Below are 23619 nucleotides of genomic sequence, written 5' to 3'. Positions count from 1 at the left end.
ACCCTGATGAAAGGGACACTCCCGGTGACCGAGAAGGCCGACCTTCAGTCCGTCCTCGACCGTGCCGCCGAGGGTGGGAGGATCACCCCGGAAGAGGCGCTCGACCTCTACCGCGACGCCCCGCTGCACGCGCTCGGCGCCGCCGCCGACGCCGTACGCAAGCAGCGGTACGCGGGCACCGAGCACATCGCCACGTACATCATCGAGCGCAACATCAACTACACGAACGTGTGCGTCACGGCGTGCAAGTTCTGCGCCTTCTACGCGCCGCCCAAGGACGCCGCCAAGGGCTGGACGCGTGACCTCGAGGACATCCTGCGCCGCTGCGCGGAGACCGTCGAGCTCGGCGGCACGCAGATCATGTTCCAGGGCGGGCACCACCCGGACTTCGGCGTCGAGTACTACGAGAAGCACTTCGCCGCGATCAAGGCCGCGTACCCGCAGCTGGTCATCCACTCCCTCGGCGCGTCCGAGGTCGAGCACATGGCCCGTATCTCCAAGGTGTCGGCGGAGGAGGCCATCGCGCGGATCCACGCCGCGGGCCTCGACTCCTTCGCGGGCGCCGGCGCGGAGCTGCTGCCCGCGCGGCCGCGCAAGGCCATCGCCCCGCTGAAGGAGAGCGGCGAGCGCTGGCTGGAGATCATGGAGATCGCGCACGGTCTTGGTGTCGAGTCGACGTCCACGATGCTCATGGGGACCGGCGAGACCAACGCCGAGCGCATCGAGCACCTGCGGATGATCCGCGACGTACAGGACCGGACGGGCGGCTTCCGCGCCTTCATCCCGTACACCTACCAGCCCGAGAACAACCACCTGAAGGGCCAGACGCAGGCCACGCTCTTCGAGTACCTGCGGATCATCGCGGTCGCGCGGCTGTTCATGGACAACATCGCCCACATCCAGGGCTCCTGGCTCACCACCGGCAAGGAGGTCGGCCAGCTGTCGCTGCACTACGGCGCGGACGACCTCGGTTCGATCATGCTGGAGGAGAACGTCGTCTCCTCCGCCGGTGCCAAGCACCGCTCCAACCGCATGGAGATCATCGACCTGATCCGCAAGGCCGGCCGTGTGCCCGCCCAGCGGACCACGACGTACGAGCACATCGTCGTCCACGACGACCCGGCGAACGACCCCGTCGACGAGCGCGTCGCCTCGCACATCTCGTCCACCGCGATCGAGGGCGGCACGGCACACCCCGAGTTGAAGCTGCTCGCGTCCAACTGACAACTGAGAACCGACTCAGCCGTGCTGACGATTCACGCCGCCGACGAGGTGCGGCGCGCCTGGGACGGTGAGCCGCTCAAGGATGCCGGGGTCGCCGTCGACGGTGACCGGATCGCCGGCGTCGGCACGCTCGACGAGCTGCGCGAGCGGTTTCCGGGGGCGCGGGTGCGGCAGTGGCCCGGGGTCATCGGGCCCGCCCTCGTTCACGAGGGGCCGCTGCCCGAGGCGCCGTCACCGCGCGAACGCCTGCACGCCGTACTGAAGTCGGGCGCCACCGCCGTACTGGCGCAGTACGCCGGCACGCCCGACCTGCGCACCGCCGCCTCCCGCAACGACATCGCCGTACTCCCGCACATGAAGAAGACCGCGATCGCCGACAACGGACGTGCCGACCTCGCGGTCTTCGACGCCGACGGCAGCACCTGCATCGCCACCGTGTGCGCGGGGCGCCTGGTGCACCGGCGCCGTTAAGTCACCCGGTCATCCGGCGAGCGCCTCCGCGAACGCCCCCGCACTCTGCTCGACCCCACTGCAGTCCGTGGCCGCGTCGTCGTTCGACGAGCCGTCCTCGCACTGCTGGTCGCGGAAGGTGGACCAGAGCGAGACCCAGGCGATCCCCTGTTCGTCGGCGAACGTCTTGACCTGGGCCGCGTCGGACAGTGTGAACGTCTCGTTGGCGACGTCGTTGACGCCGATCATCGAGGTGAGGGCGAGGCCGTGCCAGGCGTTCTCGGAGGAGAGGCCGAAGACGTCCTCCAGCTGCGTGTGGGCGGCCTTGGCGGAGGTGATCGCGTAGTCGCCCATGTCACCGTCGTACGAACTGCCGTAGTTCATGGTCATGATGTTGACGGTGGAGACCGCCACGGAGTTGTCGTTGGCGGACTCCAGGAGCGCCAGGCTGTCGGCGTCGAGGCCGGAGGGCATCACGGGCAGGGTGAAGGAGACCTGGAGGTCGGGGCGCTCTTTCTGGAGCAGCGCGATCGCCTCGGAGCGCAGGGCGACCGAGGCGGAGTCGGCCAGCGCGTCACCCTCGATGTCGAAGTCCGCCTGGCTCGAACCGGCGGCGTCGAGCGCGGAGCCGTAGGCCGACGCGAGCGCCGACGCGCTGTCGCAGGTCTCGGCGAGCTCCTTGCCGGACGCTCCGCCGAAGGAGACGCGCACATCCGCGCCGGACTCCGTGAGCGCGGAGATCCGGGACGTCACGGCCGAGTCGTCGATCGCGTCCGTGCCGTTCCACGTCGGCGTGCAGTCGCTGCCGTCCGAGATCACGAAAGCCAGGTTGTACGTCGTCGGGGACCCGGTGGAGTCCGTGTCGGAGGCGTCCGTGGCGCTCACATACGGGGCGTACGAGGTGGACGACGACTCGCTCTGTGAGGGGGACGACGCGGCCCCTGAGGGCTCCGAAGTCGCCGCGCCCGAACCGTCGTTGCCGCCCGAGGAGCACCCCCCACAGGCCAGAGCCACCAGGCAGACGAGCCCGGCGGCCGGCTTCAGGAAACTCCTCATCGCGCATGCACCCGCTCTCGTGATTTCTGTCTCAGGATGGAAACAAAGTGTGTTTCCGCAATGGAAAGGTGTCACATCCGACCGTGAATCCTGAATACAGGAAGGGTACAGGCGACTCACGGGAAAGTGCTCGCGAATCGGATAAGTCGGTCGTGAAAATGGCGCATAAGGTCTATATAGGACCTTCCTGAGCTGGGAGGATGCCGGTGGATTCTCTTAGGGAAAAGACAGGATGAGACGCTTCTCATTGGCGCCTCACATGAGAAACAGAGTTTTTGACACATAAACCCCACCTAATGTCTGGGGAATGCAATCCGAGTCCGCCATCGAAAACCGAACCACTGCGCCGGGCCGCCGCAGGAAACGTGGCGACGGGTCCGCGGACGGTCCCGCCGACGGCCCCGTGTTCGTTGACAACTCCGGGCGCAGATCACGTCTGCTGCGCCGGGTCGGCACCCTCGTCGGTGTCGTCTGCCTCGGTTACGCGGTCGTGCTCGGCATGGCCTTCATGGGCTGGGGCATCTCGGTGACGCCTTCCGCACTCATTCCCTTCAGGGGCGGCCAGGCAGGAGGCGCACCCGGAGCCGGGGGTCACGGACTGCTGCCGGGCGGCTTGGCCCGCACCGGGACCCCGCCCGCGCAGCCCGCGGACGCGACACCCTCCGGCGTACCCACCGACGTACCCACCGGGGAAGCCCCGTCTTCCTCCGCGTCCCCCTCCGCGTCCGCCTCCACCGGCGCCAACTGACCGGAGCGCAGCGACACTTATGACGACGACGACCTCGCGCGGCCGCCGGCGGGCCCCCTCCAGGATGGAGCGGGCAGCCGGCAGGGCCGCGGCACTGCAGAAACCGCGTGTGATCCTTGCCGTGCTGCTCCTGGTGGCCCTCTCCAGCGTGATGCTCCTGGACGGCTATCTGCGCTCGGAGATCGGCAACGACTCGCGCATCCGCGACGGCGCGGCCTACGACAAGGTTCCCCAGAAGGTCCTTGACGGCGGCCCCATCCTGACGTTCGACAACGGCGCGGAGAAGACGCAGTCCGTGCCCGACAAGACCATCGTGCTCACCTTCGACGACGGCCCCAACCCGACCTGGACTCCCCAGATCCTCAAGATCCTTGAGGAGAACGACGTACGTGCCACGTTCTTCATGGTCGGTTCGGCGGTCTCGCGCAATCCGGGCATCGTGAAGGACCTGGTGACCCAGGGCAACGAGGTGGGCATCCACACCTTCACGCACGTCGACCTCTCCTACCAGAGCACGGCGCGGCTCCAGCGCGAGTTGAAACAGACGCAGCTCGCACTGGCGGGTGCCGCGGGGATCCAGACGACGCTGTTCCGTGCCCCGTACTCCGCCGAGATCGACGCCGTCGACAACTACAGCTGGCCCGTCTACCAGGAGGTCGGCGCCCTGGACTACACCACCGTCTTCGTCGACGACGACAGCGACGACTGGAAGCAGCCGGGTGTCTCGGAGATCATCAAGGGGGCCACGCCCAAGGATGGCAAGGGCGCCGTCGTCCTCATGCACGACGCGGGCGGTGACCGCGCGCAGACGGTCAAGGCGCTCGGCACGTACATCAAGGACATGAAGGCGAAGGGCTACTCCTTCACCACGGTCAGCGGCGCCGAGGCCAAGCTGCGCAGTGAGGACTCGGGCGACGCGGCAGCAGTCGGGGTCGCTCAACAGCCCGGTCAGGCAGCCCCGTCCGGTCAGGCCGCCCAGTCCGGTCAGCTGCCACCGGCGGCGCAGGGAACCGCCGGCCGGAACACCGAGCAGGCAGCCCAGACCAGGGCCACCGGCGCCACCCTCTACGAGGGCAAGGCGCTCGTCGCGGCGGTCGCGGTCGCCGAGTGGGTCGTACCGGTACTCGCCTGGTTCCTGGCCGTCGTCGGCTTCGCCGTCATGGGCAGGTTCGGGATGATGCTGGTCCTCGCCCGCCGGCACCACAGACAGCGCAACAGGAAACGCGGCAAGCGCGGCGAGTTCAGCTGGGGGCCGACGGTCACCAGGCCGGTGACCGTGATCGTGCCCGCGTACAACGAGAAGGAGTGCATCGCCAACACCCTCCGCTCGCTGGCGGAGAGTACCCATCCGATCGAGATCATCGTCGTCGACGACGGCTCCACGGACGGCACGAAGGAGATCGCGGAGTCGCTCGGCATGCCGAACGTCCGCGTCATCCGCCAGGAGAACGCGGGCAAGCCCGCCGCGCTCAACAACGGTGTGCGCAACGCGAGTTACGACATCGTCGTGATGATGGACGGCGACACCGTCTTCGAGCCGGACGCCGTGCACCAGCTCGTGCAGCCCTTCGCGCGCCCGGAGATCGGCGCGGTCGCGGGCAACGCCAAGGTCGGCAACCGCAACACCCTCATCGGCGCCTGGCAGCACATCGAGTACGTGATGGGCTTCAATCTCGACCGCCGCATGTACGACCTGCTGCGCTGCATGCCCACCATCCCGGGCGCGATCGGCGCGTTCCGCCGGGACGCCGTGCTCGAGGTCGGCGGCATGAGCGAGGACACGCTCGCCGAGGACACCGACATCACCATCGCCATGCACCGCGGCGGCTGGCGGGTCGTCTACCAGGAGCACGCCATCGCCTGGACGGAGGCGCCGGGCTCCTTCAAACAGCTCTGGTCGCAGCGCTACCGCTGGTCGTACGGCACCATGCAGGCGCTGTGGAAGCACCGTAAGTCCCTTATAGACAGGGGGCCTTCGGGCCGCTTCGGCCGCGTCGGCATGCCGCTCGTCGTGATCTTCCAGATCTTCACGCCGATCTTCGCGCCGCTCATCGACGTGTTCACCGTCTACTCGATGATCTTCGTGGACTTCAAGGCGGCGCTGCTCGCCTGGCTGGCCGTCCTCGGTATCCAACTCTTCTGCGCGGCCTACGCCTTCCGCCTCGACAAGGAGAAGTACCGCTACCTCGCGATGATGCCGCTCCAGCAACTCGCCTACCGCCAGATGATGTACCTGGTCCTGATCCACTCCAGCGTCACGGCCCTCACCGGCGGACGACTCCGCTGGCAGAAGCTCAAGCGCACGGGCGAGGTCGGTACCCCGGCGGGGGTGAGCTAGGTGAGCTGGGGGCCGGAGCAGCCGGGGCAGCAACAGGAGTACGGCTACGGGTACGGGGAGCAGCCTCAGCCGTATGCGCAGGGGTATCCGCAGCAGTACGACCAGGCGGCACAGGGGTACGTACAGCAGCCGTACGGGCAGCCCGCGCCGTACGAGCAGCCCTGGCCGTACGTTCCCGAGGAGCCCGAAGGCGTCTCGACCGCCGCCCCGCCGGCCCCCGTACTGGAAGAGCCGGAGCGGGAGCCGGAGTTGGCGCCGGAGCGGGAGTCGGAGCCCGAGCCGGAGTCCCCGCCCGAGCCCAAGGCCGGCGGCCGCGACCGCTACTTCGACGCGTTGCGTGCCGTCGCCCTCGTCCGGGTGGTGACCTACCACACCTTCGGCTGGGCGTGGGCGGGCCTGGTCTTCCCGTCGATGGGCGTGATGTTCGCGCTCGCCGGCACCCTGATGGCCAAGTCCCTGGAACGCCCCGCGTTCAAGGTGGTCAGGAGCCGGATGCGGCGGCTGCTGCCACCCTTCTGGTTCTGGGGGTTCTTCGTCGTGGTGGCGATGCTCATCCACGACTGGATGCCGGGCTGGCAGATCGTCTTCTGGATCGTGCCGCTCGGTGACCCGCCGGGCAACCACTGGGGCGTCCAGGCCTGGGAGATCCTCTGGTACCTGCGGACATACCTCTGGTTCGTACTGCTGTCGCCGCTGCTCCTGTGGATCTTCCGGAAGGCACCGATCCCGGTCCTGCTGCTCTCCCTCGTCCCGATCGTGGTGTTCCAGTACGGGTGGACGCCGCCGTGGAACCGCTTCGGCAGCGCGATCACGGACCTCGCCACCTATCTGTTCTGCTGGCTCCTCGGCTTCGCGCACCGCGAGGGCGTGCTCCAGCGGCTGAGACCTCCACCGGTGGTCCTGGTGTCGCTGGCCGCGCTGGCGTACGGCGGCTGGTACGCCTTCGCCCACCAAGGGGAGTTCGGCACCTACGACCTGGACGAGATCCCGCTCGCGCAGGCCTTCTGGTCGGCCGGTTTCGTGACGCTCCTGATGTACTTCAAGGCGCACTACGACGTCGACTTCGCGTGGCTGGCCCGCTTCAAACGGCTCGATCGGATCGTGACGATCTTCAATGGGCGGGCCGTGACGATCTATCTCTGGCACGAGATCGCACTGGTACTGGCGGTTCCACTGATCGACCAGTTCTGGAAGGTTCCCGCGTTCGAGAAATGGCTGCCGCTGGAGAGCCAGTGGTTCATGTTCGGCATCGGCTGGGTGCTGATCTGGATCGCGATCCCGCTCTTCGGCTGGGTCGAGGACGTCGCGGCGAAGAAGAAGCCGAAACTGCTGCCGTAGGGCGGTAAGGCCCTTTTTATGGAGACCGGCGTACGGGCCGGGCGCTGGAGAGTCGCCCGGTCCGTACTGCCACAATGGGAGCGTGACCCGCGCATCCCTGAACAAGCAGCCGCACGAAGTCGCCTCGATGTTCGACGACGTCGCGGAACGCTACGACCTGACGAACGACGTGCTCTCCCTCGGCCAGGACCGGGTGTGGCGCAAGGAGGTCGCGAAGGCGGTCGACGCGCGGCCCGCGCAGAAGATCCTGGACCTGGCGGCGGGCACGGCCACCTCGTCCCTCCCCTTCGCCCGTACCGGCGCGTACGTCGTCCCCTGCGACTTCTCCCTCGGGATGCTCCGCGTCGGCAAGAAGCACCACCCCTGGCTGCCGCTGACCGCGGGCGACGCGACGAAGCTGCCCTTCAAGGACGACACCTTCGACGCCGTCACGATCTCCTTCGGGCTGCGCAACGTGCAGAACACGGACGCGGCGCTGCGCGAGCTGTACCGGGTGACCAAGCCCGGCGGCCGCGTCGTGATCTGCGAGTTCTCGCACCCGACCTGGGCGCCCTTCCGCACCGTCTACACGGAGTACCTGATGCGCGCGCTGCCGCCGGTCGCCCGTGCCGTCTCCTCCAACCCCGACGCGTACGTCTATCTCGCCGAGTCCATCCGTGCGTGGCCCGACCAGCCCGCGCTGGCCGAGCGCCTGCGCAAGGCGGGCTGGTCCAAGGTGGCCTGGCGGAACCTGACGGGCGGGGTTGTGGCACTCCACCGGGGTTTCAAGGCCTCCTGAGCCGAGGCCTCCTGAGCCGAGGGCTGCGTGCGGGCCTTACGGTCATGGGCTCCGGTCGTCAGTACCTGAGGACATCGAACGGGTCGCCCGGCTCGTCGAGTTCGCGGTACAGACCGCCCGGCGGGGGACCGGTCCGGCGCGGTTCACGCACCCCCGCGCCCCCGCCGCCCTCGGAGTCACCGAAGTCGAACCACACGGTGATCACGGTGCCGCGCGGCACCTCCGCATCGGGCGGCGGATACTGCCGTACGACATAGTCGACGACCGTGAGATGGAAGTCGGGCCGGTCGGGCGTGGCGAGCAGCACACCTCGCGCATCGGCCGTCTCACGCGCGTCCACAGCCATCAGGCCCACGAGCCGCGGCACGCGCACTTCGGGTGTTTTGGGTGTTAGGCGCACGGACGTCACCCCCAGCGGTACCGGAAGGGTAAGCCCCGGCTGTGCCCTTCCGGAAGCCGTCGGGTGGTTTGCCGGCAGCGGTCAGAAGGCCAGCCGGTAGCAGTGCGCGGGCTGCCCCAGCTCGGGGTGCAGGAAGTGCTCGGCCAGTTCCATGCCGAGGCGCCGGGTCAGGCCGATGGACCGCTCGTTGTCGGCTCGGACCACGGCGACGACGTGGGGGACGCCTGCCGCACGCACCCTCTCCAGGGTCGCGAGGGCGGCCGCCATGGCGTACCCCTTGCCCCAGTGCGCCCGCCCGAGCCGCCAGCCGATCTCGATCTCGCCCGTGGGTCCCCATTCCCGAGGCCACGGCTGCGCGCCGGTGAACCCCAGCACCTCACCCTGCGAGCCGAGCATGGTCCACAGACAGAAGCCGAGCTCCGCGTCATGCCGGCGCTGGCGCGCGGTGAGCTCCTCGTACACGGACAGCTCGGCCGCTCTGCCCCCGTGGAACTCCATGACCTCCGGGTCGGCGAAGATCCGGTACCAGGTGAAGGCGTCCTCGTCGGTGGGGACTCGGAGTGTCACGTCGGGGAGAGCTCGGTTCACGGGGCAGCCCTTCAGCCAGGTGATCAGTACCGCTGCATAGACTGCCCATGTCCAGTGCCCATCGGCACGTTGATTGCGAATCTTGGGGAGAACCCGCCGTGACCGAGCCCCAGCCCCTCTCCGAAAACACCGCCGATGTCATCGTCGTCGGGGCCGGGCCAGCCGGTTCGACCACCGCGTACTACCTGGCCAAGGCCGGACTCGACGTCCTGCTCCTGGAGAAGACCGCGTTCCCACGGGAGAAGGTCTGCGGCGACGGTCTGACCCCGCGCGCCACCAAGCAGCTCGTCTCCATGGGCATCGACATCTCGGAAGAGGCCGGCTGGCTCCGCAACAAGGGCCTGCGCATCATCGGCGGCGGCGTCCGCCTCCAGCTCGACTGGCCGGATCTCGCCACCTTCCCCGACTACGGACTCGTCCGTAAGCGCGACGACTTCGACGAGCAGCTCGCGCACCAGGCACAGAAGGCGGGCGCGCGCCTCTACGAGCGCTGCAACGTCGGCGCCCCGATCATCGACGACCGCACCGGCCGCATCACCGGCGTGCACGCGAAGCTGGGAGACTCGGGCGAGAAGCGCGAGGTCACCTTCCACGCGCCGCTGGTCGTCGCGGCCGACGGGAACTCCACCCGCCTCTCCCTGGCGATGGGCCTGCACCGCCGCGAGGACCGCCCGATGGGCGTCGCGGTCCGTACGTACTTCACCTCCCCGCGTCACGAGGACGACTACCTGGAGTCCTGGCTGGAGCTCTGGGACCGCCGGGGAGCCGAGGACCGTCTCCTCCCCGGCTACGGCTGGATCTTCGGCATGGGCGACGGCACGTCGAACGTCGGCCTCGGTGTCCTGAACACCTCCGACTCCTTCAAGGAACTGGACTGGCGCGAGGTCCTCAAGGCGTGGTGCGCGTCGATGCCGGAGGACTGGGGCTACACCCCGGACAACATGACGGGCCCGATCCGCGGCGCCGCCCTCCCCATGGCCTTCAACCGCCAGCCGCACTACACCAAGGGGCTGTTGCTGGTCGGCGACGCCGGCGGCCTGGTGAACCCCTTCAACGGCGAGGGCATCGCCTACGCCATGGAGTCCGGGCAGATCGCCGCCGACGTCATCGTCCAGGCGCACGCGCGGGCCACTCCCGGCCAGCGTGAACTGGCCCTCCAGCGTTACCCGCGCGTGCTCAAGGACACCTACGGCGGCTACTACACGCTCGGCCGCGCCTTCGTGAAGCTCATCGGCAACCCGAAGGTCATGAAGATCGCGGCGGAGCGCGGCCTGACCCACCCGATCCTGATGAAGTTCACGCTGAAGATGCTCGCCAACCTGACGGACCCGACGGGCGGCGACGCGATGGACCGCATCATCAACGGACTGTCGAAGGTGGCTCCGAAGGCCTGATCAGCTTTCTCGCGATGGCCTGATCAGCGGTCGAGTTCCGCCGTCCTGGCGGCGCGGCGGGCGACGACCCGCTCCCGCCGGTCCGCCATCTGCCGGAGCGCTTCCCGCCGTTCCCGCTTGGAGAGCCGGTCCAGGTAGACCTGGCCGTTGACGTGGTCGGTCTCGTGCTGGAGGCAGCGGGCGAAGTACCCCGTTCCCTCGACCGTGAGGGCGTTCCCGTCCTTGTCGAAGCCGCGTACGACGGCGCGATCGGGGCGGGGTACGTCCATGACGGCGCCCGGCACCGACAGGCACCCCTCTCCCTCGTCGAGGAGCCGCCGTCCGGCCGGGGCGAGTTGATCCAGTACCGGGTTGGCGATATGGCCGACATGCCGGACTCCGTCGTCGTCCGGGCAGTCGTACACGAACAGGCGCAGATCGACGCCCACCTGATTGGCGGCGAGGCCCGCTCCGTCCGCGACGCGCATCGTCAGGAACATGTCGCCGATGAGCGCCGCGAGATCGGGACCGAACTCGGTCACGTCCCGACAAGGCCGGTGCAGCACCTCTTCCCCGGCCTCGGTGATCCGCCGCACCACCCCGCGCCGGGCCTCCGGCGAGAGCGCCGGGTACGAGTCGACGGGCTTGCCCTGTACGAACACTCGGGGCATGACTGTGTCTCCTTCAGGTGTGGGGCTGTTGTGAAGCCCTGGGGGCCCTTGTGAGCCCTTGCGGCTCCACAACAGCAGAACACCTGGCACAGCGCCACAGCGCACCCCGCACGGCGCCGACAGCGCGCCCGGCGGGGAACCGGACATGGCGAAGGGACCGCCGCTCTCCCGAGCGACGGCCCTCAGCCGTGAAGAAGCGACGGCCCTCAGCCGTGAAGAAGCGACGGCCCTCAGCCGTGAAGAAGCGACGGCCCCGAGCCGTGAAGAATCGTGCGGCTCAGCTCAGTCCTGCGACTCAGAGGACGCGCACCGCACCGGTGGCGGGGTAGCCCGAAAGGTCCTGAATCACCACACCCTTGGAGGGGTTGGCCGCGTCCAGGTACTGGCCGTCGCCGATGTACACACCCACGTGGTACGCCGAACCGGCCGAGCCCCAGTACAGGATGTCCCCGACCGCGAGGTTGGACAGCGAGACCGGCGTGCCGGCCGTCGACTGGTCGCTGGAGACGCGCGGCAGGTCCACGCCGGCCTGCTTGAACGCGGCCTGCACGAGACCGGAGCAGTCCCACGAGTTGGGGCCCGTGCCGCCCATCACGTACGCGTCGCCGACCTGCGCCTTGAGGAAGGCGATAACGGTCGCGACACTGCCGCTGGCCGGGGCCGAGACGGTCGTGGACGTCGACGTGGAGGCGGACAGGGTGGTCCGCTCCGCGGAGCGCGAGGCGGCCTCCTCGGCGGCGGCCTTGCGCGCGGCCTCGTCGGCCTTCTTCTTGGCCGCTGCCTTCGCCTTCGCGTCGGCGAGGTCCGTCTTCGCCTGCTGCGCGGCCGCGGCGGCGGCAGCGTCTCGCTCCGCCTGCAGCTCGTAGTTCGCCGCTGCCTGCTGGGTGGCGTCCGCGGACTGCGCGATCTGAGTGGCCAGATCGGCCGTCAGAGCGGACAGGTCGAGCGTCTGCGTCGTGGACGACTCGGCGGCGTTCGCCGAACCCGACGCCCCGGCCACTGCCAGGGTGCTGAGAACGCCACCGGCAACTCCGGCGCGCATCGCGAGCGTCGACCCGTTGCGGCGGGGTTTCCGGTGGCTGCGTATGTGAGCGGTGTGGGACATGAGAACAACCGGTACCAGGGACTCCCTCATACCTTCAAGAAACGTGTGCTGCGCCACAGTTGTTCAATCCCTGTGTCGAATTCACCTGGCGTCACTCCTTATTGACGCCGTAACGGGCATTGCGGACACGGCCCATCAAGCCCGTGATCATGGGCTTTCCGCATTACGTCCGGATTGCCCGGCGCCTATCACCGGTTGGATTGATGGCCAAGCCCGGCTTATCTGGACCATAGGGAGATGTGGCACAGGTCACGGAACGGTCACCGCGGCGACGGCGTCTCGCGCGGGCTCCCCGGCCGTCGCCGTTCGTGAACGCGTGCACGCGTCCACATCCGTCCGTCGCCCTCCCTCTGGCGTGTGAACGCGCCCTCTATCAAGTCCGTGCGTCCAGCACCAATTTGCATGCAGCGGAAGTCTCTTGATATGGAGACGCCGTCCTGGACCTGGGGTGACGAGCAGGAATATCACCTCTCGTGACCGGTTGGACGCTTCACGTACGAAGATCGACGCTCGTCCGACTTCATGATCGTTCGCCAGGTGGTGGAGATCACAAAGTCGTTGTCGTACCCCGTGTCGCAGATCACAGACCGGCGGGCATAAGATGCGGGGCAGTTGGGCTTGTGACCTGCTTCACATGTGCGCGATCTTCGCCGGGACGGGTGGGGCTCGTGAGGCACGCGGGGCGGAGGTACCTGTCCGACGCAACCGCCAGCAGTCAACGCCGACTGAGAGGAGCGAGGAGCGTGAACGCGTATGCGCCGATCCTCGTACTGGGAGCCCTCGGGGCAGGCTTTGCGATCTTCTCCGTGGTCATGGCCACGCTTATCGGTCCAAAGCGGTACAACCGAGCCAAGCTCGAGGCCTACGAGTGCGGTATCGAGCCGACCCCCACGCCGGCCGGCGGCGGGCGATTCCCCATCAAGTACTACCTGACGGCGATGCTCTTCATCGTCTTCGACATCGAGATCGTCTTCCTCTACCCCTGGGCCGTCACCTTCGACGCCCTGGGTGTTTTCGGGCTCGTGGAGATGCTGCTCTTCGTGCTCACCGTCTTTGTCGCGTACGCGTACGTATGGCGGCGCGGCGGCCTGGAATGGGACTGAGGGGCCTTTAAGACATGGGACTCGAAGAAAAACTGCCGAGCGGATTCCTGCTGACCACCGTCGAGCAGGCCGCGGGCTGGGTGCGTAAGTCGTCCGTCTTCCCCGCCACGTTCGGACTCGCCTGCTGCGCCATCGAGATGATGACGACCGGTGCGGGGCGCTACGACCTGGCGCGCTTCGGTATGGAGGTCTTCCGCGGATCACCGCGGCAGGCGGACCTGATGATCGTCGCCGGCCGGGTCAGCCAGAAGATGGCGCCGGTGCTGCGACAGGTCTACGACCAGATGCCCAACCCCAAGTGGGTGATCTCCATGGGGGTTTGTGCCTCATCGGGTGGAATGTTCAACAACTACGCAATTGTGCAGGGTGTTGACCACATCGTCCCGGTCGACATCTATCTGCCCGGCTGCCCGCCGCGGCCCGAGATGCTGATCGACGCGATTCTCAAGCTCCACCACAAGATCCAGACCTCCAAGCTCGGCGTGAACGCCGAGGAGGCGGCCCGCGAGGCGGAGGAAGCGGCGCTCAAGGCGCTCCCCACCATCGAGATGAAGGGGCTGCTGCGGTGAGCGACGCCAGCAACGGGGTCAACCCCGAGAAGGACCTCGGCGCCTCCAACCTGCCCGGCATGCGGGGCGAGGGCGGCGAGGAGATCCGCGTCCAGCGCGGCATGTTCGGCGCCAACAACGGCGGCGACACCTCCGGCTACGGCGGCCTGGTCCGCTCGATCCGGCTGCCGGGCCCGACCACCCGCCCGTACGGCGGCTGGTTCGACGAGGTCGCCGACGAACTCGAAGGCGCCCTGGAAGAACAGGGACTCGTCCCCGAGAACGTGATCGACAAGACGGTCGTCGACCGCGACGAGATCACCTTCCACATCGAACGCGAGTACCTGGTTCCGGTCGCCCAGACCCTGCGCGACGACCCGGCCCTGCGCTTCGAACTGTGCACCGGCGTCTCAGGTGTCCACTACCTGCACGACAAGGGCCGCGAACTGCACGCCGTCTACCACCTGCGCTCGATCACCCACAACCGGCTGATCCGCCTGGAGGTCAGCGCCCCCGACGCCGACCCGCACGTCCCCTCGCTCGTCGCCGTGTACCCGACGAACGACTGGCACGAGCGCGAGACGTACGACTTCTTCGGGTTGATCTTCGACGGTCACCCGGCGCTGACGCGGATCATGATGCCGGACGACTGGCAGGGCTTTCCGCAGCGCAAGGACTACCCCCTCGGCGGCATCCCCGTCGAGTACAAGGGCGCCCAGATCCCGGCTCCGGACCAGCGGAGGTCGTACTCATGAGCACGCAGACCCCTTCCCCCGGCGCGTCCGCCGCCGCGGCCCGCGAGACGACCGAGGGCACTGTATATACGGTCACCGGCGGCGACTGGGACGAGGTCGTCCAGTCGGCCGCGAAGTCCGACGACGAGCGCATCATCGTCAACATGGGCCCGCAGCACCCGTCCACGCACGGCGTGCTCCGGCTCATCCTGGAGATCGACGGCGAGACGGTCACCGAGGCCCGCTGCGGCATCGGCTATCTGCACACCGGCATCGAGAAGAACCTCGAGTTCCGCACGTGGACGCAGGGCACCACGTTCGTGACACGCATGGACTATCTGACGCCTTTCTTCAACGAGGCGGCCTACTGTCTCGCCGTCGAGAAGCTCCTCGGCATCGAGGACCAGATCCCCGACCGCGCCACGATCATCCGCGTGCTCCTGATGGAGCTGAACCGGCTCTCCTCCCACCTGGTGTGCATCGCCACCGGTGGTATGGAGCTGGGCGCCACCACGATCATGATCTACGGCTTCCGTGATCGTGAACTCATTCTCGACATCTACGAGCTGATCACCGGCCTGCGGATGAACCACGCGTACATCCGCCCCGGCGGACTCGCCCAGGACCTGCCGCCGGGCGCGGTGGACCAGATCCGCGAGTTCGTGAAGAAGATGACGAAGAACCTTCCCGAGTACGACAAGCTCGCCACCGGGAACCCCATCTTCAAGGCCCGTATGCAGGATGTCGGCTATCTCGACCTGGCCGGCTGCATGGCCCTCGGCGCCACCGGCCCGGTCCTGCGCTCCGCGGGCCTGCCGCACGACCTGCGCAAGTCGCAGCCCTACTGCGGCTACGAGACGTACGACTTCGAGATCCCGACCGCCGACACCTGCGACTCCTACGGGCGCTTCCTGATCCGCCTGGAGGAGATGCGCCAGTCCCTGCGCATCGTCGAGCAGTGCCTGGACCGGCTGCAGCCCGGCCCGGTCATGGTCACCGACAAGAAGATCGCCTGGCCCGCCCAGCTCGCGCTCGGCCCCGACGGTCTCGGCAACTCCCTCGACCACATCAAGAAGATCATGGGCACCTCCATGGAGGCCCTGATCCACCACTTCAAGCTGGTGACCGAAGGCTTCCGCGTCCCGCCGGGACAGACGTACGCGGCGGTCGAGTCACCCAAGGGGGAACTCGGGGTGCACGCCGTTTCCGACGGAGGCACCCGCCCCTTCCGGGTCCACTTCCGCGACCCGTCCTTCACCAACCTTCAGGCCATGGCGGCGATGTGCGAGGGCGGCCAGGTCGCCGACGTCATCGTCGCCGTCGCGTCCATCGACCCCGTGATGGGAGGCGTCGACCGGTGACCACCACTCCCTCCCAGGGTGTAGGCCTGGGCATGCCCCAACTGCCCGCGCCCGCCTACCCGGACGACGTCCGGGCCCGGCTGGAGACCGACGCGCGCGAGATCATCGCCCGCTACCCGGACTCCCGCTCCGCGCTCCTTCCGTTGCTGCATCTCGTGCAGTCGGAGGAGGGCCATGTCACGCGCACCGGGCAGCGGTTCTGCGCGGAGGTCCTCGACCTGACCACGGCCGAGGTCGCCGCCGTCGCGACCTTCTACTCCATGTACCGGCGCGGGCCGAGCGGTGACTACCAGGTGGGTGTGTGCACCAACACCCTGTGCGCCGTCATGGGCGGCGACGCCATCTTCGAGGCCCTCCAGGACCACCTGGGCGTCGGCAACGGCGGGACCACCGACGACGGCAAGGTCACCCTGGAGCACATCGAGTGCAACGCGGCCTGCGACTTCGCGCCGGTCGTGATGGTCAACTGGGAGTTCTTCGACAACCAGACCGTGGCCTCCGCGAAGCGCCTCGTGGACGACCTGCGCGCGGGAGCCCAGGTCGACCCCACCCGGGGCGCCCCCCTGTGCACCTTCAAGGAGACCGCCCGGATCCTGGCGGGCTTCCCCGACGAGCGCGAGGGCGCCGTCGAGGCGGGTGGCAGCGGGGGACCGGCCTCACTGATCGGGCTGCGCCTGGCCAAGGGCGAGACGCAGCCTGTGCGCGTAGTACATCCGCGTGGTGGGGTCCCCAAGGACCAGCCGCCCGCCGAGCACCTGAGCTCACACGACGCGCCGCAGGACACGTCGGCGTCCGACCCGTCCCACCCGGCGGGTCCTGTCGCCGAGGAGGGGGAGTGATGACCTTGGCACCCGAAAACGGGGGCACCGCCCACGCGAGCGAATTCGACCGTGGGGGCGAGACGAGTCCCGAGAAGCTGCTCGCACCCGTGCTGTCGGCCTTCTGGGACGAGGAGAAGTCCTGGACTCTGGACGTCTACCGAAGGCACGAGGGGTACGAGGGTCTGCGCAAGGCGCTCGCCATGTCGCCGGACGAACTCATCGCGTACGTCAAGGACTCCGGTCTGCGTGGCCGTGGTGGTGCTGGATTCCCTACCGGAATGAAGTGGCAGTTCATTCCTCAGGGCGATGGCAAACCTCACTATCTAGTTGTCAACGCCGACGAGTCGGAGCCGGGAACCTGCAAGGACATCCCGCTCCTCTTCGCGAACCCGCATAGCCTCATCGAGGGCATTGTGATCGCGTGTTATGCCATCCGGTCTTCGCATGCCTTCATCTATCTGCGTGGTGAAGTGGTCCCCGTACTGCGGCGGTTGCACGAGGCCGTACGTGAGGCCTACGCGGCGGGCTACCTCGGCGAGAACATCCTGGGCAGTGGCCTTGACCTCCAGCTCACCGTGCACGCGGGCGCGGGCGCGTACATCTGCGGTGAGGAGACCGCACTGCTCGACTCGCTCGAAGGCCGCCGTGGTCAACCGCGGCTCCGTCCCCCTTTCCCTGCCGTCGCGGGCCTCTATGCGTGCCCAACTGTTGTAAATAACGTCGAATCGATCGCATCAGTTCCCGCCATTCTGCAAAAGGGCAAGGAATGGTTCCGGTCGATGGGCACCGAGAAGTCCCCGGGCTTCACGCTCTACTCGCTCAGCGGCCATGTCGCCAATCCGGGCCAGTACGAGGCCCCGCTCGGCATCACGCTCCGCCAACTCCTCGGCATGAGCGGCGGGATCCGCCCCGGACACCGGCTGAAGTTCTGGACACCGGGCGGCTCCTCGACCCCGATGTTCACCGACGAGCACCTCGACGTCCCTCTTGACTACGAAGGAGTGGGCGCCGCGGGTTCCATGCTCGGCACCAAAGCGCTCCAGTGCTTCGACGAGACGACCTGCGTCGTACGCGCGGTCACCCGCTGGACCGAGTTCTACGCCCACGAGTCCTGCGGCAAGTGCACACCGTGCCGCGAAGGGACGTACTGGCTCGTGCAGTTGCTGCGCGACATCGAGGCCGGCAAGGGCGTCATGTCCGACCTCGACAAGCTGAACGACATCGCCGACAACATCAACGGCAAGTCGTTCTGCGCCCTCGGTGACGGCGCCGCCTCGCCGATCTTCTCCTCGCTCAAGTACTTCCGCGAGGAGTACGAGCAGCACATCACGGGCCGCGGCTGCCCCTTCGACCCCGCCAAGTCGACCGTCTGGGCGGACCACCACACGGAGGTGAACGCATGACAGTGACCACCAGCGCTCCCTCCGGAGGCGGGGAAGCGGCGGTCCCGCCGGAGGACCTCGTCGCGCTGACGATCGACGGCGTGGAGATCAGCGTGCCCAAGGGCACCCTGGTCATCCGGGCCGCCGAGCAACTCGGCATCGAGATCCCGCGGTTCTGCGATCACCCGCTCCTCGACCCGGCCGGCGCCTGCCGCCAGTGCATCGTCGAGGTCGAGGGCCAGCGCAAGCCCATGGCGTCCTGCACGATCACCTGTACGGACGGGATGGTCGTCAAGACCCACCTGACCTCGCCCGTCGCCGAGAAGGCCCAGCACGGTGTGATGGAGCTCCTGCTCATCAACCACCCGCTGGACTGCCCGGTCTGCGACAAGGGCGGCGAGTGCCCCCTGCAGAACCAGGCCATGTCGCACGGCCAGGCCGAGTCCCGCTTCGAGGGCAAGAAGAGGACGTACGAGAAGCCGGTCCCGATCTCCACACAGGTACTGCTCGACCGTGAGCGGTGCGTGCTGTGCGCCCGCTGCACCCGGTTCAGCAACCAGATCGCCGGCGACCCGATGATCGAGATGGTCGAGCGGGGCGCGCTCCAGCAGATCGGTACCGGAGAGGGCGACCCCTTCGAGTCGTACTTCTCCGGTAACACCATCCAGATCTGCCCGGTGGGCGCCCTGACCTCGGCGGCGTATCGCTTCCGCTCGCGCCCCTTCGACCTCATCTCCTCGCACTCCGTCTGCGAGCACTGCTCCGGCGGCTGTGCCACCCGCACCGACCACCGGCGCGGCAAGGTCATGCGGCGCCTCGCCTCTCCCGACCCCGAGGTCAACGAGGAGTGGCTCTGCGACAAGGGGCGGTTCGGCTTCCGGTACGCCCAGCAGCGGGACCGGATCGAGACGCCCCTGGTGCGCTCCCCGGAAGGGGTCCTTGAGCCTGCTTCGTGGCCCGAGGCCCTGGAAGCCGCAGCTCAGGGGCTGTTGGCGGCTCGCGGCAGGACCGGCGTGCTGACCGGCGGCCGTCTCACCGTCGAGGACGCCTACGCGTACAGCAAGTTCGCGCGCGTGGCCCTCGACACGAACGACATCGACTTCCGCGCGCGCGTGCACAGCAGCGAGGAGGCCGACTTCCTGGCCGCCAAGGTCGCCGGACGCGGACGGGATCTCGACGGTACGGGCGTCACGTACACCTCTCTGGAGAAGGCGCCCGCCGTCCTGCTCGTCGGTTTCGAGGCCGAGGAGGAGGCACCGGGTGTCTTCCTGCGGCTGCGCAAGGCGTGGCGCACGCACGGGCAGAAGACCTTCTCGCTGGCCACGCACGCGACGCGCGGTCTGGAGAAGGCGGGCGGCACGCTGCTGCCCGCCGCACCCGGCACCGAGACCGAGTGGCTGGACGCGCTCGCGAGCGGATTCGGTCTGGAGGGCGACGGGGCCAGGGCCGCCGAGGCGCTGCAGGCCGAGGGCTCGGTGATCGCTGTCGGAGAGCGGCTCGCCGCCGTGGCGGGCGGGCTCACGGCCGCCGTCCGGGCCGCGGCCGCGACCGGCGCCCAGCTGGTGTGGATTCCGCGCCGGGCCGGAGAGCGCGGCGCGATCGAGGCGGGGGCACTGCCCACGCTGCTGCCGGGCGGACGTCCGGCGACCGACCCGCGCGCGCGGGACGAGGTCGCGGTGGCCTGGGGAGTCTCCGAACTCCCGCACCGGCACGGCCGCGACACCGGGCAGATCGTCGAAGCGGCGGCCAGTGGTGAGCTGCAGGCACTGGTCGTCGCCGGTGTGGAGGTCGCCGACCTTCCCGAACCGGCACGCGCGCGTGAAGCACTTTCCGAAGTGGGCTTCCTGGTGTCGCTCGAACTGCGTCCCAGTGAGGTCACCGAGCACGCGGACGTCGTCCTCCCGGTGGCCGCGGTCGTCGAGAAGGCGGGCACCTTCCTCAACTGGGAGGGCAGGGCACGCCTCTTCGAGGCCGCGCTCAAGCCCGACCAGATGACCCGACGGCTTGCGCCCAGCGACGCACGCGTCCTGCAGATGCTGGCCGACGCCATGGACGTACACCTCGGTCTGCCGGACCTGCGCACCGCGCGCGGGGAGCTGGACCGGCTGGGCGCCTGGGACGGGCCGCGGGCCACCGATCCCCTGGAGACCGCGGTGGGGCTGCCGCGGCCCGCCGCGGGGGAGGCCGTGCTCGCGGGTCACCGCCTGCTGCTCGACCAGGGCCGCCTCCAGGAGGGCGACGACGCGCTGGCCGGGACCAGGCACGCGGCACGCGCACGCGTGTCGCCCGCCACGGCCGCCGAGGCGGGCGTCAAGGAGGGTGACCTGCTGGCCGTGACCGGCCTCTTCGGAGTGGTCGAACTGCCGCTGCAGATCACCGAGATGCCCGACCGGGTGGTCTGGCTCCCGCTGAACTCCACCGGAGGGGGCGTCGCCTCCGACACCGGGGCGCTGCCCGGCGCACTCGTCCGCATCGGTCCGGCGACGCTCGCCACCGAGGCCCCCAAGGAGGTGGAGGCATGACGCCGTACCTCGCCGCGGAAGACCTCTCCATGTTCGGCACCGACCCCTGGTGGCTGGTTGTCGTCAAGGCGGTCTTCTGCTTTGCCTTCCTGATGGTGACCGTGCTCTTCTCCATCGTGTGGGAGCGCAAGGTCGTCGCCTGGATGCAGTTGCGCATCGGCCCCAACCGGCACGGCCCCTGGGGCATGCTCCAGTCGCTCGCCGACGGCGTGAAGCTGATGCTCAAGGAAGACCTCATCGTCAAACGCGCGGACAAGGTGGTCTACGTCCTCGCACCGGTCGTCGCGGCCATCCCGGCCTTCATGGCGATCGCGGTGATCCCCTTCGGGCCCTCCGGCAACGAGGTCTCGATCTTCGGCCACCGCACCACGATGCAGCTCACGGACCTGCCCATCGCGATGCTCTTCATCCTCGCGGTCGCCTCGGTGGGCATCTACGGAATCGTGCTCGCGGGCTGGAGCTCCGGATCCACGTACCCGCTGCTCGGTGGTCTGCGGTCCTGCGCGCAGATGATCTCGTACGAGATCGCCATGGGCGCCGCGTTCGCCTCGGTGTTCCTCTACTCGGGGTCGATGTCGACCTCGACGATCGTCGACGCACAGCAGGACCGCTGGTACATCGTCCTGCTGCCGGTCTCGTTCCTGATCTACATCGTGACGATGATCGGCGAGACCAACCGCGCCCCCTTCGACATGCCGGAGTCCGAGGGCGACCTGGTCGGTGGCTTCAACACGGAGTACTCGTCGATCAAGTTCGCGCTCTTCATGCTCGCCGAGTACGTGAACATGGTGACGGTCTCGGCCGTGGCGACGACGCTCTTCCTGGGCGGCTGGCGTGCCCCGTGGCCCATCAGCAGCTTCTGGGAGGGCGCCAACCACGGCTGGTGGCCGATGCTCTGGTTCGTGGTGAAGGTGCAGCTGCTGCTGTTCTTCTTCATCTGGCTGCGCGGCACACTCCCTCGCGTCCGCTACGACCAGCTCATGAAGCTCGGCTGGAAGGTCCTCATCCCGGTCTCCGTGGTCTGGCTGATGCTCGTCGCGACCGTGCGGACGCTCAGGAACGAGAACTACGACTTCGCCGACATCGCCTTGTACGTCGGCGGAGGCGTCCTCGTCCTGCTGTTGCTCTCGTTCCTCGTGGACATCTTCCGAGAGAAGCAGGGAGCCGAGGAAGTGCCCGCCGAGACCCCGGTGTTCGACCCGATGGCCGGTGGATTCCCCGTGCCGCCGCTGCCGGGGCAGGAGCTTCCACCGGTGCCACGGCGCGGCCCGCGCCGCGAGCGGGAGTTGATTGTCAGTGGTGGGTCCGATACTGCGAGTGACGGATCAACTGGCGGATCTCGTGACGGAAAGGAGGGGTCCGATGGCTGAGGAGCCGAAGGAGACCAAGACCGGTTTCCAGAACCCCGTCGCCGGCTTCGGCGTGACCTTCAAGGCCATGTTCAAGAAGCGGCTGACCGAGCAGTATCCGGAGCAGCCGAAGATCACCGCCCCGCGGTTCCACGGCCGGCACCAGCTCAACCGCCACCCGGACGGCCTGGAGAAGTGCGTCGGCTGCGAGCTGTGCGCCTGGGCCTGCCCCGCGGACGCCATCTATGTGGAGGGCGCGGACAACACCGACGAGGAGCGCTACTCGCCGGGCGAGCGGTACGGCGTCGTCTACCAGATCAACTACGCCCGCTGCATCCTGTGCGGCCTGTGCATCGAGGCGTGCCCCACGCGCGCGTTGACGATGACGAACGAGTTCGAGCTCGCCGACAGCAGCCGCGCCAACCTGATCTACACCAAGGAGCAGCTGCTCGCCGGGCTCGAAGAGGGCATGGTCGACAGCCCGCACTCGATCTTCCCCGGCACGGACGAGCAGGACTACTACCAGGGCCTGGTCACGGAGGCCGCGCCCGGTACGCAGCGCCAGGTCGCCGTCTCCAGGGGCGAGAAGCCCGAGGAAGAGGGGGTGGGCACATGAGCAACCTGGCTGCCTACTCCACCTCCACCGGAGAGGCCTTCCAGTTCTGGGTCCTCGGCACTGTCGCCGTGATCGGCGCGCTGTCCACCGTCTTCATGAAGAAGTCCGTGCACAGTGCGCTCTCGCTGGCCGGAACCATGATCATCCTGGCGGTGTTCTACCTCGCCAACGGCGCCTACTTCCTGGGCATCGTGCAGATCGTCGTCTACACAGGCGCGATCATGATGCTGTTCCTCTTCGTGGTCATGCTCGTCGGTGTCACCGCGGCGGACTCCCTGACGGAGACCATCAAGGGGCAGCGCTGGCTGGCCCTGGTGTGCGGACTCGGCTTCGGCATCCTGCTGTTCGCCGGCATCGGCAACGCGTCCATCACGGAGTTCAACGGCCTGGCCGCGGCGAACGCGGGCGGGAACGTGGAAGGCCTCGCGGCCCTCATCTTCACGAAGTACGTGTTCGCCTTCGAGATCACCGGCGCCCTGCTCATCACGGCCGCCGTCGGCGCCATGGTCCTCACCCACCGCGAGCGCACCGAACGGGCGCTGACCCAGCGCGAGATGTCCGAGAAGCGGGTCCGTGAGGGCAAGCACCTGCCGCCGCTGCCGGCGCCCGGTGTGTACGCCCGGCACAACGCGGTGGACATCGCGGGCCTCCTCCCGGACGGCACCCCGTCCGAGCTCACGGTCAACAAGACGCTGCGGGACCGCGGCCAGATCCGTGACGTGTCGACCCAGGCGCTGAGCGACCTGAAGGCCCTGGAACAGCGCGCCGAGGAACGCCTGGAGCGCACGAAGACAGAGGAGGCGTCGAAGTGAATCCCGTCAACTACCTCTACCTCGCCGCCCTCCTGTTCACGATCGGCGCCACCGGTGTGCTGATCAGGCGGAACGCGATCGTGGTGTTCATGTGCATCGAGCTCATGCTCAACGCCTGCAATCTCGCGTTCGTCGCCTTCTCCCGTATGCACGGCAATCTCGACGGCCAGATCATCGCCTTCTTCACGATGGTCGTCGCCGCCGCGGAGGTTGTGGTCGGGCTCGCGATCATCGTGTCGCTGTTCCGTTCCCGCCACTCGGCCTCGGTCGACGACGCCAGCCTGATGAAGCTGTAAGGGGTC

General features: G+C 68.2%; 23 protein-coding genes. 18 read left to right on the top strand and 5 right to left on the bottom strand.

Features of this window, described 5'->3' with window-relative positions; genetic code table 11:
* Positions 1–24: 24 nt before the first annotated feature.
* Together mqnC and ACFVKT_RS34085 are read left to right on the top strand one after the other, a co-directional pair.
* The gene (gene mqnC, locus ACFVKT_RS34090; RefSeq protein ID WP_385738805.1) at positions 25–1224 is read left to right on the top strand and encodes a cyclic dehypoxanthinyl futalosine synthase; all 1200 of its coding nucleotides are present in this window, start codon (positions 25–27) and stop codon (positions 1222–1224) included.
* Positions 1225–1245: 21 nt separating this feature from the next.
* Complete coding sequence (locus ACFVKT_RS34085) at positions 1246–1695, top strand: hypothetical protein (protein WP_385738803.1); 450 nt, start codon at positions 1246–1248, stop codon at positions 1693–1695.
* 9 nt (positions 1696–1704) lie between these two features.
* On the opposite strand, the gene ACFVKT_RS34080 is transcribed toward ACFVKT_RS34085, so the two are convergent.
* Positions 1705–2730 (bottom strand): chitinase, encoded by a 1026-nt coding sequence (locus ACFVKT_RS34080; protein WP_385738802.1) that lies wholly within the window; start codon positions 2728–2730, stop codon positions 1705–1707.
* A 307-nt stretch (positions 2731–3037) separates the two neighbouring features.
* Here ACFVKT_RS34080 and ACFVKT_RS34075 point away from each other — a divergent pair, with 307 nt between their 5' ends.
* From ACFVKT_RS34075 to ACFVKT_RS34060, 4 genes are all read left to right on the top strand, one after another.
* The gene (locus ACFVKT_RS34075) at positions 3038–3478 is read left to right on the top strand and encodes a hypothetical protein (protein WP_385738800.1); all 441 of its coding nucleotides are present in this window, start codon (positions 3038–3040) and stop codon (positions 3476–3478) included.
* Between the two features lie 19 nt (positions 3479–3497).
* Entirely contained in the window at positions 3498–5816 is a 2319-nt protein-coding gene (locus ACFVKT_RS34070) for a bifunctional polysaccharide deacetylase/glycosyltransferase family 2 protein (protein ID WP_385738798.1), read from the top strand.
* Complete coding sequence (locus tag ACFVKT_RS34065) at positions 5817–7154, top strand: acyltransferase family protein (protein ID WP_385738796.1); 1338 nt, start codon at positions 5817–5819, stop codon at positions 7152–7154.
* 82 nt (positions 7155–7236) lie between these two features.
* The gene (locus tag ACFVKT_RS34060) at positions 7237–7932 is read left to right on the top strand and encodes a demethylmenaquinone methyltransferase (RefSeq protein WP_385738794.1); all 696 of its coding nucleotides are present in this window, start codon (positions 7237–7239) and stop codon (positions 7930–7932) included.
* 58 nt (positions 7933–7990) lie between these two features.
* Here the strand turns inward: ACFVKT_RS34060 and ACFVKT_RS34055 are convergent, their stop codons facing one another.
* Both ACFVKT_RS34055 and ACFVKT_RS34050 read right to left on the bottom strand, forming a co-directional pair.
* Positions 7991–8332 (bottom strand): PASTA domain-containing protein, encoded by a 342-nt coding sequence (locus ACFVKT_RS34055; protein WP_385738792.1) that lies wholly within the window; start codon positions 8330–8332, stop codon positions 7991–7993.
* Positions 8333–8413: 81 nt separating this feature from the next.
* Positions 8414–8920, bottom strand: coding sequence for a GNAT family N-acetyltransferase (locus tag ACFVKT_RS34050; RefSeq protein WP_385738790.1), 507 nt, complete (start codon positions 8918–8920; stop codon positions 8414–8416).
* A gap of 98 nt (positions 8921–9018) precedes the next feature.
* On the opposite strand from ACFVKT_RS34050, the gene ACFVKT_RS34045 reads away from it, so the two are divergent.
* Complete coding sequence (locus ACFVKT_RS34045; RefSeq protein WP_385738788.1) at positions 9019–10314, top strand: geranylgeranyl reductase family protein; 1296 nt, start codon at positions 9019–9021, stop codon at positions 10312–10314.
* A 23-nt stretch (positions 10315–10337) separates the two neighbouring features.
* Here the strand turns inward: ACFVKT_RS34045 and def are convergent, their stop codons facing one another.
* Positions 10338–10964: a peptide deformylase gene (gene def, locus ACFVKT_RS34040; protein WP_385738786.1), complete on the bottom strand. Its 627-nt coding sequence runs from the start codon at positions 10962–10964 to the stop codon at positions 10338–10340.
* A gap of 295 nt (positions 10965–11259) precedes the next feature.
* On the bottom strand, positions 11260–12099 hold the full coding sequence (locus tag ACFVKT_RS34035) for a C40 family peptidase (RefSeq protein WP_385738784.1): 840 nt from the start codon (positions 12097–12099) through the stop codon (positions 11260–11262).
* Between the two features lie 713 nt (positions 12100–12812).
* Between ACFVKT_RS34035 and ACFVKT_RS34030 the strand changes: the two genes are divergently transcribed.
* Genes ACFVKT_RS34030 through nuoK form a run of 11 tightly spaced genes read left to right on the top strand, consistent with a single transcriptional unit; the run spans position 12813 to position 23613 of the window.
* Positions 12813–13172 (top strand): NADH-quinone oxidoreductase subunit A, encoded by a 360-nt coding sequence (locus ACFVKT_RS34030; protein WP_007383963.1) that lies wholly within the window; start codon positions 12813–12815, stop codon positions 13170–13172.
* Positions 13173–13186: 14 nt separating this feature from the next.
* Positions 13187–13741 carry a NuoB/complex I 20 kDa subunit family protein gene (locus ACFVKT_RS34025; RefSeq protein WP_385738782.1) on the top strand — a complete coding sequence of 185 codons (555 nt, stop codon included), beginning with the start codon at positions 13187–13189 and terminating at the stop codon, positions 13739–13741.
* Entirely contained in the window at positions 13738–14475 is a 738-nt protein-coding gene (locus ACFVKT_RS34020) for an NADH-quinone oxidoreductase subunit C (RefSeq protein ID WP_385738780.1), read from the top strand. The genes ACFVKT_RS34025 and ACFVKT_RS34020 overlap by 4 nt, the downstream gene beginning before the upstream one ends.
* A complete protein-coding gene (locus tag ACFVKT_RS34015) occupies positions 14472–15815 on the top strand; it encodes an NADH-quinone oxidoreductase subunit D (RefSeq protein ID WP_385738778.1) in 1344 nt (447 codons plus the stop codon). Before ACFVKT_RS34020 ends, ACFVKT_RS34015 begins: the two co-directional genes overlap by 4 nt.
* On the top strand, positions 15812–16654 hold the full coding sequence (gene nuoE / locus ACFVKT_RS34010; protein WP_385738776.1) for an NADH-quinone oxidoreductase subunit NuoE: 843 nt from the start codon (positions 15812–15814) through the stop codon (positions 16652–16654). The genes ACFVKT_RS34015 and nuoE overlap by 4 nt, the downstream gene beginning before the upstream one ends.
* Entirely contained in the window at positions 16654–18039 is a 1386-nt protein-coding gene (gene nuoF, locus ACFVKT_RS34005; protein ID WP_385738774.1) for an NADH-quinone oxidoreductase subunit NuoF, read from the top strand. Before nuoE ends, nuoF begins: the two co-directional genes overlap by 1 nt.
* The gene (locus ACFVKT_RS34000; RefSeq protein WP_385738772.1) at positions 18036–20540 is read left to right on the top strand and encodes an NADH-quinone oxidoreductase subunit G; all 2505 of its coding nucleotides are present in this window, start codon (positions 18036–18038) and stop codon (positions 20538–20540) included. Before nuoF ends, ACFVKT_RS34000 begins: the two co-directional genes overlap by 4 nt.
* Complete coding sequence (gene nuoH, locus ACFVKT_RS33995) at positions 20537–21910, top strand: NADH-quinone oxidoreductase subunit NuoH (protein ID WP_385738770.1); 1374 nt, start codon at positions 20537–20539, stop codon at positions 21908–21910. The genes ACFVKT_RS34000 and nuoH overlap by 4 nt, the downstream gene beginning before the upstream one ends.
* Positions 21903–22505 carry an NADH-quinone oxidoreductase subunit NuoI gene (gene nuoI, locus ACFVKT_RS33990; protein WP_385738768.1) on the top strand — a complete coding sequence of 201 codons (603 nt, stop codon included), beginning with the start codon at positions 21903–21905 and terminating at the stop codon, positions 22503–22505. Before nuoH ends, nuoI begins: the two co-directional genes overlap by 8 nt.
* Positions 22502–23317, top strand: a complete 816-nt coding sequence (locus ACFVKT_RS33985; protein ID WP_385738766.1) for an NADH-quinone oxidoreductase subunit J — start codon at positions 22502–22504, stop codon at positions 23315–23317. Before nuoI ends, ACFVKT_RS33985 begins: the two co-directional genes overlap by 4 nt.
* Positions 23314–23613: an NADH-quinone oxidoreductase subunit NuoK gene (gene nuoK, locus ACFVKT_RS33980; RefSeq protein ID WP_003974374.1), complete on the top strand. Its 300-nt coding sequence runs from the start codon at positions 23314–23316 to the stop codon at positions 23611–23613. Before ACFVKT_RS33985 ends, nuoK begins: the two co-directional genes overlap by 4 nt.
* Positions 23614–23619: the final 6 nt, after the last annotated feature.

It is taken from the genome of Streptomyces sp. NPDC127595 (genome assembly GCF_042671685.1).
In the GTDB taxonomy this organism is placed as follows: domain Bacteria; phylum Actinomycetota; class Actinomycetes; order Streptomycetales; family Streptomycetaceae; genus Streptomyces.
This window is presented reverse-complemented; position numbering and strand designations above follow the sequence as displayed.